The 9,550-nt window shown below is 64.8% G+C and carries 6 protein-coding genes and 1 pseudogene; 2 read left to right on the top strand and 5 right to left on the bottom strand.

The features are described 5' to 3' along the window. Positions 1-119: 119 nt before the first annotated feature. Positions 120-1,349 (top strand): annotated as a pseudogene (locus AC07DW_RS32215) (IS110 family RNA-guided transposase). 25 nt (positions 1,350-1,374) lie between these two features. Continuing rightward, positions 1,375-1,842, top strand: a complete 468-nt coding sequence (locus AC07DW_RS32210; RefSeq protein WP_478861195.1) for an IS3 family transposase — start codon at positions 1,375-1,377, stop codon at positions 1,840-1,842. 287 nt (positions 1,843-2,129) lie between these two features. On the opposite strand, the gene AC07DW_RS32205 is transcribed toward AC07DW_RS32210, so the two are convergent. From AC07DW_RS32205 to AC07DW_RS32185, 5 genes are all read right to left on the bottom strand, one after another. Beyond that, the gene (locus tag AC07DW_RS32205; protein ID WP_478861193.1) at positions 2,130-3,506 is read right to left on the bottom strand and encodes a purine-cytosine permease family protein; all 1,377 of its coding nucleotides are present in this window, start codon (positions 3,504-3,506) and stop codon (positions 2,130-2,132) included. A gap of 308 nt (positions 3,507-3,814) precedes the next feature. Continuing rightward, positions 3,815-4,255: a response regulator gene (locus AC07DW_RS32200; protein ID WP_478861192.1), complete on the bottom strand. Its 441-nt coding sequence runs from the start codon at positions 4,253-4,255 to the stop codon at positions 3,815-3,817. Positions 4,256-4,394: 139 nt separating this feature from the next. After that, positions 4,395-4,637: an Hpt domain-containing protein gene (locus tag AC07DW_RS32195; RefSeq protein ID WP_478861191.1), complete on the bottom strand. Its 243-nt coding sequence runs from the start codon at positions 4,635-4,637 to the stop codon at positions 4,395-4,397. Further along, the gene (locus tag AC07DW_RS32190) at positions 4,591-6,882 is read right to left on the bottom strand and encodes a response regulator (protein ID WP_478861190.1); all 2,292 of its coding nucleotides are present in this window, start codon (positions 6,880-6,882) and stop codon (positions 4,591-4,593) included. Before AC07DW_RS32190 ends, AC07DW_RS32195 begins: the two co-directional genes overlap by 47 nt. Positions 6,883-7,343: 461 nt before the next feature. Beyond that, positions 7,344-8,564, bottom strand: a complete 1,221-nt coding sequence (locus AC07DW_RS32185) for an IS701 family transposase (protein ID WP_478861194.1) — start codon at positions 8,562-8,564, stop codon at positions 7,344-7,346. Positions 8,565-9,550 lie beyond the last annotated feature (986 nt).

Here is a 9,550-nt window from a genome sequence, read left to right as displayed (position 1 = left end):
CACGAACAGCTACTGAGGTGGCGGACCGGCCAACGCGGCCGAGTCCTGGGATTAGGTCGCTGCGTGGTTCCGCATGAGCTCGTGACCAGCATAAACACACAGCAGTACCGGGAGGGACCTTGATCTACTGCGGCAGCGACTGGGCGGAGAAGACACACGGCGTCGCCCTGGTCGACGAGACCGGCCAGCTTCTGGCCAAGCGGCACATCACCGACGACGCGACCGGCTACAAGATCCTGCTGGACCTACTGGTCGAGTACGGCGACAGCGCAGAGGACCCGGTCCCGGTCGCAATCGAAACCTCCCGCGGCCTGCTTGTCGCGGTGCTGCGGACCGGCAAGCGCAAAGTGTTTGCGATTAACCCGATGGCCGCCGCGCGCTACCGCGACCGGCATTCCGTCTCCCGTAAGAAGTCCGACCCCGGCGATGCCCTGGTGCTCGCGAACATTCTGCGGACCGGCATGCACGCCCACCGGCCGCTGCCCAATGACAGCGACCTCGGCCGGGCCGTCGCCGTCCTCGCCCGTGCTCAGCAGGACTCACTCTGGAACCGGCAGCAGCTGTCCAACCAGCTCCGTTCGCTGCTACGGGAGTACTACCCGGCCGCGCTTGCGGCCTTCGAGCCCTGGCGCAATGGTCTGTGCCGGCCGGAGGCCCGGGAGCTTATGAAGGCGGCCCCGACGCCGACCCGGGCCGCGCGACTGACCCGTACGCAACTGGAAGCCGCGCTCAGGCGGGCCGGCCGCAAGCGCGGCATCACAGCTGAAGCTGAGCGGCTCCGTGGTGTCTTCCGCGCCGCCTACGCTCACCAGCCGCCCCTGATCGAGGACGCGCTGGGCAGGCAAATGCTCGCGCTCCTGGTCCAGCTCGAGGCCGCCTGCACCGCCGCCGCCGACCTCGCCGAGGCGGTCGAAGAAGCTTTCCCTCAGCACCCGGACGCTGAGATCCTCCTCAGCTTCCCCGGGCCTCGGCGTCCAGCTCGGCGCCCGGGTGCTCGCCGAGATCGGAGACGACCGGTCCCGCTTCGCGGACGCCCGCGGCCTGAAGGCATACGCCGGCGCCTCACCCATCACACGGGCCTCCGGCAAGAAGTCGAGCATCACCCGCCGGTGGGTCAAGAACGACCACTCAACGCAGCCGGCTACCTCTGGGCCTTCGCCTCCATCACCGCCTCGCCCGGCGCCAAGGCCCACTACCGGCGCCGCCGTGACGACCACGGAGACTGGCACGCCGCCGCCCAGCGCAACCTCTTCAACCGCATGCTCGGCCAGCTCTACCACTGCCTCCAGCACCACACCCTGTTCGAGGAACACACGGCCTTTCCGGCCACTCTCGCCGCAGCTGCCTGACAAGTTGAGTGCCTGAGGTGTCTACATACCGACGGGCGAGGGATGGCTCTACCTTGCAACCGTCATCGACTGCTGCACGAAGGAAGTCATCGGATACGCAATGGACGACCACTACCGGACTCCGCTGATAACCCAGGCTATCCGCAATGCGGCACGAAACCGGAGATTTTCCAAGGGTGCGATATTTCACTCGGATCGTGGCAGCAACTACATGTCGGCCGAGTTCGGGGGGACGCTGAACCGGCATGGCCTGCGCAGGTCCGCCGGCCGCACAGGGGTTTGCTTCGATAACGCCATGGCCGAATCGTTCTTCGGCTCCCTGAAGAACGAGCGCGTCTCCCGTGTAACGTACCCGAGCCGGGAGATCGCCCGGCAGGACGTCACCCGGTACATTGAATTCTGGTACAATCGCAAACGCCTTCACTCGGCCATCGGATACCGGCCACCCCAAGAAGTCCGCGCCGAGTTCGAGAACCTGCGGCTCGCCGCATGAATTGATGGATCAGACCCTGTCCGGAAAACGCGAGGCCCCTCAGCTCAATGTGCAGAGCCAGATGCAGGTGCTTGGTCGAGAGGACTCCACGGCCGCACCCGCGCCGGACCTGGTCGGCCGCGACTTCCACGCCGACCGCCCCGGAATGAAGATCGTCGGGGACATCAGTGCTGATGGAAGCGTAAGAGCTCCCATCCTCCCAGCTCAGCGGGCACCTCTCTGCGTCAGCCCCATCCCACCTCCACCATCGATCGGTGGATCCAGGATCAGCACTTCATCTCGCGAGGTCATTTGGCCCAGTAGCGGCTGCCCGGCCCTAGCCCTGAAAGTCGGCGGAGTGCGAGATAGAGGACCGCAGTGAGCGCGAATGCCACGACAAACGTAAGATCGCCGATCGATGGGACAACGTGGGCGACGAATCCGGTGTACTGCTGCTGGCGGCTGAAGAACAGGACCGCGATGGGGGCCCCGAGTACCATCGCCACTGGTCCAGCCCACACCTCGTAGCCGGGGTCCATCATCCGCCGGAGGGCCTCCTGCCGAGACACTCCGTTCCGATTCCGCAGCCACTCGTCGGTGAGTGTCACCGCTAGCCAGGATGACACCCAACACGCGATGACTAGAAGGAAGTCCTCGTAGGTTCGTGACGCGTCGCCGAGAGTGCTCCAGGCGAACAGGAACCCGATCAACCCTATGGCCAGTACCACCGGCACGCGCGGTAGCAGCCTGGGCCACAGTGAAACGAACGAGATAGCACCCGAGTAGGTGTTCATAGCGTTGGCCGCGATCGTTCCTGCCACGATGGCGAGCAGGGTGATGTCACTCAGCCAACCAGGGAGATGGCTGGTAAACGCACCGAGCGGATTGGTCTGGTCGGTGGCGATGGTCGCCGAAGCCGCACCGGCGACGGCTAACAAGGAAATGCTTGCGAAGATACTAAGCGCTGGGTATAGAGCGGCCTTAAGCCGCGCGGTCTCGGCAGGCAGGTAGCGGGTGTAGTCTGCGGCGAAAGGACTCCAACCAACTGCGTAGCCGAAGGCCGCGCTGAAGGCGAGCATGAAGCCATTGAAGTTGCCTGCGGTGCTCGCCTCTCCCGTCAGGTGGGCCTTACTCAGCATGACGACGGAACTGGCCAAGAATACCAGGGTCACTAGAGGCGCGAGGCACCTGCCGAGACGGTGCACGAGGTTGTGCCCAAAGTAGGCGACTGTGATCTGCAGAACTGCCATGAGCCCCAGACACAGTAGATCCGGCATCCCAGTTAGCGATCTCAGGGCGAGCGCCCCGGCGACGCTGTTGACGGTAGACCAGCCAAGGCCTGCGCCAAGTGTATTGAGCGCGGCAGGCAGTACATTGCCCGAGCGGCCGAAGGCTACCCGGCTTGCCACCATCTGCGGTACCCCGTACAGCGGCCCGTGGCTGCTGAGTAATCCGTGTGCCAATGAACCGAACATGGTGCCCAGCATCAACGCAGCGGTAGCCACCCAGAAGCCGAGGTGGAAGTAAAGCACCGAGACGACGCCAATGTACACGGTAGGGAACTTCATGTTCGGCGGGATCCAGGTCCACATCAGATCCAAGGCACGCCCATGGCGTGCCGTTGCCGGGATCGGCTCGGCCCCGCTCGGCTCGACTGCAAAGACACGCGAGCCGTACGCGGTCACGGCCGCGTCCCTATCTGCCCCGGGATCGCCCCCGGAAATCCCCGGATCGCTCATAACCTCACCAATGTCGCTACGCGAGTGAATAACTAACATTATGAGGGGCGTTGTCACGTTTATGGGTCTCTGTTCAGCTTACGGTGCGTCGGGCGTGATGAGGGTGCTGTCACGTTGACCGGTGGGTGAGATGATCTTCGGCCCGGGTTCGACATAATTCGGCGCCCTAGAGAGCCGAAAGTGGGGCCTGACCTGCGGTGACATGGCTGTCGCCGCCTGGAGGGCGTGTCTCTAGGCGGTGGTGTTCGTGCTGGTCAGCTTGGTGCGGGCTGTAGGCCGGCGATCTGCTTGGGAGTGGGGATGCCGAGCTTGGAGAGCAGGTCCTGCTGGGGCTTGGTGGGGGTAGTGACCTGCTGGCAGGCGTTGATCCGGGCGCGCAGGAGCGTCCGGTTGACGGGCTTGGGCAGGTAGTCGTCGGCGCCCAGCTCGATGGCACGCACGACATTGGCGATGTCGTCGAGCGAGGAAACCATGATCACTGGCACTCCGCGTAGCTGGGGCTGCTCCTGGATGGATGTCAGCACGCCGTAACCGTCGACTTCGGGCATTTCGATGTCGAGAAGGATGATGTCGATCGGCTCGGAGGCGAGGATCTGGCAGGCCACTTGGCCGTTCTCGGCCTGCACCGACCGGTGGCTTTCCCGTTGCACCAACGTTGATAGCAGAACGCGGTTCACCGGGTCGTCGTCGGCCACCAGGACCCCAGAGCGCTGTCACCGATCACGTCATTTCCCCTGCCTGAAGTAGGCCGTGTACCCGCTTGTACTCGGCTTCGATGCGTGCGGCCAGATCCTCGGCGGTGCTGGTGTCTCCAGCCCGGGCGTTCGCCTCCAGTTAGGCGCACAATTCCCGGAGTTTCTTCGCCCCGAAAGATCCGCCGTTGGACTTCAGGGTGTGGGCGGAACGGCGTAGCTCGTCGATGTCGTGACTGTGGAGCCGCCGAAGCTGGGCTGGAGCGTCTGCGAAGAAGACATCGATCAGGTCGGTGACCACCGACTCGTCGCCTACAGCGTGTGGCGTAGCTCGTCGATCACCGTTGCGTCCACGACCGGCTGCTGGTCGGGTCGGCTGGATCATCTACGGCAGGGCGGATCTGGGGCGTCGTGCGGGCCAGCGCCGCTGCAAGGTCCTCGCTGCGGATCGGTTTGGCGAGGTAGTCGTCCATGCCCGCCGCCAGGCAGGTCTCCCGGTCGCCCTGCATGGCGTTGGCGGTCATGCCGATGATGCGGGGGCGGTCGCCGCGGGGCCATTTTCGATGGATCTGGCGGGAGGCCTCCAGGCCATCCATTTCCGGCATCTCGACGTCCATCAGGACGACGTCGTAGGACGTGAGCTCCAGCGCCGCGAGTGCCTCGACCCCGTTTCCGGCCACATCGGCCTGATATCCGAGCTTATCCAGCATCAGGAGAGCGACCTTCTGATTTACGAGGTTGTCCTCGACCAACAGGATCTGCAGTGGCGGAAGCTGCGGCCAGAGCGTTCTTTCCGGCGCGCTCGGCTCGGGCACGGCGGAGGCGTGTAGGGCGGTGAGCATCGCATCATACAGTTGGGAAGCTTTGATGGGCTTGCGTAGAAAGGCTGCGAACAGCTCCTTTGTAGGTTCATCCTTGAGCTGGCCGAGCGACGAAAGCATCACGAGCGGCAGGGCCTCCGCGCCGCGCTGTTGGCGGATCTCTTGGGCTAAAGTGATGCCGTCCATGTCGGGCATCATCAGGTCCAAGAGGCCGAGGTCGAACGGGTCCCCTCGCCGTACCCATTCAAGGGCCTGGAGCGGGGATCCGGTTTCGCGTGGCAGCATCCCCCAGGCGGTGGTCTGGCGGCGGACGACTTCGCGGTTGATCGCGTTGTCATCGACAATCAGGACCCGCTTGCCGCGCAGAGAGGCGTCCGTGGCCATAGTGTATCGCGGCGGGAGGCTCGTGGTTGGCTCTGCCGAGATGGTGAAGGAGAAGGTCGAACCGACTCCCTCTTGGCTCTCGACCCACATTCTCCCGCCCATCAGCTCTGCCAGGCGTTTGCTGATCGCCAGGCCTAGGCCGCTTCCCCCATAGCGACGTCTGATGGAGGCGTCGACCTGGCTGAAGTCCCTGAACAGGCGGTCCATCCGGTCCGCGGGGATGCCGATGCCGGTGTCCGAGACCGAGAAGCACAGCTGGTGCTGCTCGGGTGGGCCGACAACTGAGCTGACCGTCACCACGACGTGTCCCGCGTCGGTGAATTTGACCGCGTTACTTAGCAGATTGGTAAGGATCTGCCGCAAGCGCGCGCTGTCGCCCATGACCGCCTGCGGCACATCGGGATCCAGCAAGCAGGCCATTTCGAGCGACTTCTCGGCTGCCCGGGCGGCCACTAGGTCCAGGGCACGCTCCGCACAATCCTGCACCAAAAAGGCGCGGCTCTCCAGTTCGAGTCGGCCCGCCTCAATCTTCGAGAAGTCGAGGATGTCGTTGATGATGGCCAGGAGCGCTTCGCTACTGCTCGAAATGGTGGAGACAAATCCGCGTTGCTCGCAGGTCAGTTCCGTGTTCTGCAGCAGTTCAGTCATGCCGATTACGGCATTGAGCGGGGTGCGGATCTCATGGGACATCGTAGCCAGGAACGCGCTCTTGCCGCGGGTAGCCTCCTCCGCGACCTGGTGGGCCAGCCGCAAGGCGGTGGCAGCGCGTTCACGCTCCAATACCCGTCCGAGCTGTGCTCCGAGATTGAGCAGCAGGGCCAGCGTGTGCTCGTCTGGGGCGGGAGTGTCAAGGGTTAAAAAGTCGAGGACGGCTGGGACGTCCGCCCCAACCAGAACGGGGACGGCGAGCCGGCCGGTGGCGCTCGCGTGACTGGTCAAGTCGTCGGCAATGTCTGGGACACCCGCGAGGTCGTGAACCCAGTGGGGCCGTCCGGTAGCTTGCACGGTTGCCGGTAGCCCACCCGATGTTTGGCACACAAGATCAGCGATTTCCCTAAGAGGTCCCGTGCTGTGCTCGTCGATGTAGCGGATACGGCACACCGTGAGGAGATGGCTGTCATCGGTCTCGTGGTTTAGCGCCGATGATGTCAGCCAAGCCTGTCCGATTGGCCAGTGCATGCTACGGGCGATAAGTGCAAGGACGGTACCGAGCGCCTCGTCCCACCCCTTGGCCTCGTTGGCCGCTGCCGAAACTTGTTGGAGCAAAGCCAGTGAGCGGTTGCGCTCGTCCAGTTTCCGAGTTCGTTCACGAAGTTGCTGTTCTGCGGTGGCGTACCGGACGAGCCGCTGGACCAGGGACATTGCCAGGGCAACGATCAAGACAACGACGGCGCCGACGGCCGTCAAAATGACCAGATTAGGCATGCCGGGCCCGCTACGACTTCTGCCACGGACGGAAACTATTCCGTATTCTGCTGCCAGCTGACGGTCCTGAGTTTTGAATGCCGTCCGCCGGGTTAGCTTTGTCGGTCTTCACCATCATGAAGACCTCCTTGCCCGATTCACAAGGAATCCTTCTCGATGCTCGTGAGTCTACTCCAACGGAGGCAGTTGGGGCGTTGTCACATTAACGGGTGTTTGATCATCTGACGGCGTGTCGGGGTATGGTGGTGCCTGGTTTCGGGTCTGGTTCAGGCCCCGGTACTACAGTCGTGAGTCGTGTTCGCGGTCTCTTCGGTCGCGGGTGGTGTGGTGGCTTCGGCGGGCGCGGGTCTGGTGGGTGCGGCGCCAGAGGGACTGGGCGATGACGAGGGCGGTCGGGAGGGGCGGCGGGGGCCAGGCGAGGCGGTTGAGGAGGCGGCGGATCTCTTCGGCGCTGTAGCGGATCAGCTCGCCGGCGAGTCGGCGACTGCCCCCTTTTCGGGCATCTCGGGCTCCTTGTCCTGGCCGGCCGGGACAAGGAGCCGTGGCTCCTCGGTGCTGTCGGTGCTGTCGGTGCGGGTGGCGGTGACGGTCAGGAAGGCCAGGGCGGCCAGGGCGAGGGTGATGTGGCGGTGCCAGGCGTCCCGGGTGCGGACCTCGTAGTGGTCCGGGCCGCAGCCGGATTTCGCGGTCTCGGAGCAGTCCTCGGCCGACCAGCGCAGGCCCGTCACCCGGACGATCTCGCTGACGGGGGTGCCGACGCGCGCGTGGACGGCGAAGCAGGCCGTCCTGGACGGGCCGGTGACCGAACGGCGGACCAGGAGCAGGTGCGTGTAACCGCGGCGGGGACCGCCGCCGCTGTCCGTGCCGCCGGGCCAGGTGACCTCCACCAGGGCCCAGTCGCAGCGGCGCTCACCTTTCGTCCCGTCTCCGCAGGAGCGGCGTTCGGACACCAGCGGCACCCGTGCGGCCAGGGCGTCCACGCGGAGCGGTCCGGTGCCGGGCGTAGTCACGGTCCCGTTCACCGGCACGGCCGTGACGTAGGGGATGCGACGGCGTTCGAGCGCGGCGCGGAGCCGGCGGTCCTGGCCGCAGAGGCTGTCGGCTGCCACCCAGCCGGAGGGAACCCCGGCCCGCCGGCAGCGTTCCACCATCCGCCGGCCCAGCTCCGGCTTGGTCACGACTTCCTTCGCACGCTGCCGGGGAATCCTCGCGGTCGTGCACCGGCCGTCGTCCCCGGCCCAGCCGGCGGGCACGCAGGCCTCCCGGTCGATCAGGGCCCGTCCTGCATCGGTGGCGTACGCGCAGAACACCATGACCTGGCAGTTCCCGACCTGCCCGGTGATCCCCGCATACTGCCGTGCCACCCCCGCCGACATCCGGCCCTTCTTCAGGAACGCCGTCCCGTCCAGCACCAGCACCCCGTCCGGCCGGCCCAGATGCTCCACCACAAACGAGCGCACCCCGTCCCGGAGCTGATCAGCGAGCCAGGCCGAACGGGCCAGGAACCACTGCACCCGGTCCGGCGACGCATGCCCGGCATACTCCGCGATCTGCCAGCCGTTCTTCCGCTCGATGGGCGCGATGAGCGCCTTCAGATACGCCATCGCCGTCCGCCGTCGGCCAACCCGACCGAACACCCAGGCTACCGAGGCAAAGAACTCCTCGAACCAGCCCGCCCACACCCGCACCGAACCCTCAGCATCCACGAACAGACCAACGCGTCACGCACCCAACAGACACTCACGGCTGTAGTACCAGTACGACGCCTACGACCGGCTTCTGACTCGAATAACTAAAGTTGCGTGGCCGCCGACGATGCCGGGAATGTCGGTGCCGGGCTGCATTTCGATGGAGCCCTTGCGGCCCTCCCGGAGCTCGTCACGGAACCGGTCTCCGACAGCCATGGGTGCGACCCCCGCCCCGGCCGCTTAGCTTCTCGCCGGTCCGGCACTGTTCCATGATCGGAGTACACCATTTCCTTGTAGCCCCGTTCAGCATGCCATTTGGTTACAATAAGAAGGAAGGCAACCTCAGGATTGGGAGTGGTCGCCATGTCATGGCATGGGCAAAGGTTCCGCCGGACATTCATCGGGCTTGCCACCGCGGTTCTCCTTCTCGGAGGAGGCGCGAGCGGTGTCGCCTACGCGGATCATGACCCCGGCCGGGGTCATGGGAGTGTAAACGACCGGGGCCCTGACGGCCGGGGTCCCGACGGCCGGGGCCCTGACGACCGCAGCCCGATTTTCCAATCGGACCCGCTCTGCGAGAACCTTCTCCCTATCGTCCGTGACTTTACTCCCCTTTGCAATTAGGATTACTAAGCGAGTTGATCGTTTGAGCTCTGAGGCGTCGCGCACTCGCCTATCCGAGGGCGCTGCAGCCGTTCCGCGACAAGTTGATCCGGTTCCGGGCCGATCACGCGGTTGCAGGCCGGCAAGTCTCGTCTCGCGGGATGGTGGTGGCAAGCAGTGCTCCCCGGCTACTCGCTGGTTATCTGGGTATGCAGAGGGAAAGAATAGCAGTAGGCAGAATTAGCCTGCGTATTAGTAGGGTGATTTTTATGCGATCATTGATTCCGTGGCGATTTATGGCTGCGCTCACGCTAGGAAGTGGTCTCATTACGTTGGGCTTGTCTGGGGTGGCAGAAGCTGCCGGGCCGGGAGAGTGT

The sequence above is a fragment of the Streptomyces sp. NPDC045701 genome, assembly GCF_056432045.1.
This window is presented reverse-complemented; position numbering and strand designations above follow the sequence as displayed.

Excerpts from the sequence above, each read along its gene's own strand:
- AC07DW_RS32195 (WP_478861191.1), bottom strand. The coding sequence starts at position 4,637 with ATGATCCAGCCGACCCGACCAGCAGCCGGTCGTGGACGCAACGGTGAT.
- AC07DW_RS32190 (WP_478861190.1), bottom strand. The coding sequence starts at position 6,882 with ATGCCTAATCTGGTCATTTTGACGGCCGTCGGCGCCGTCGTTGTCTTG.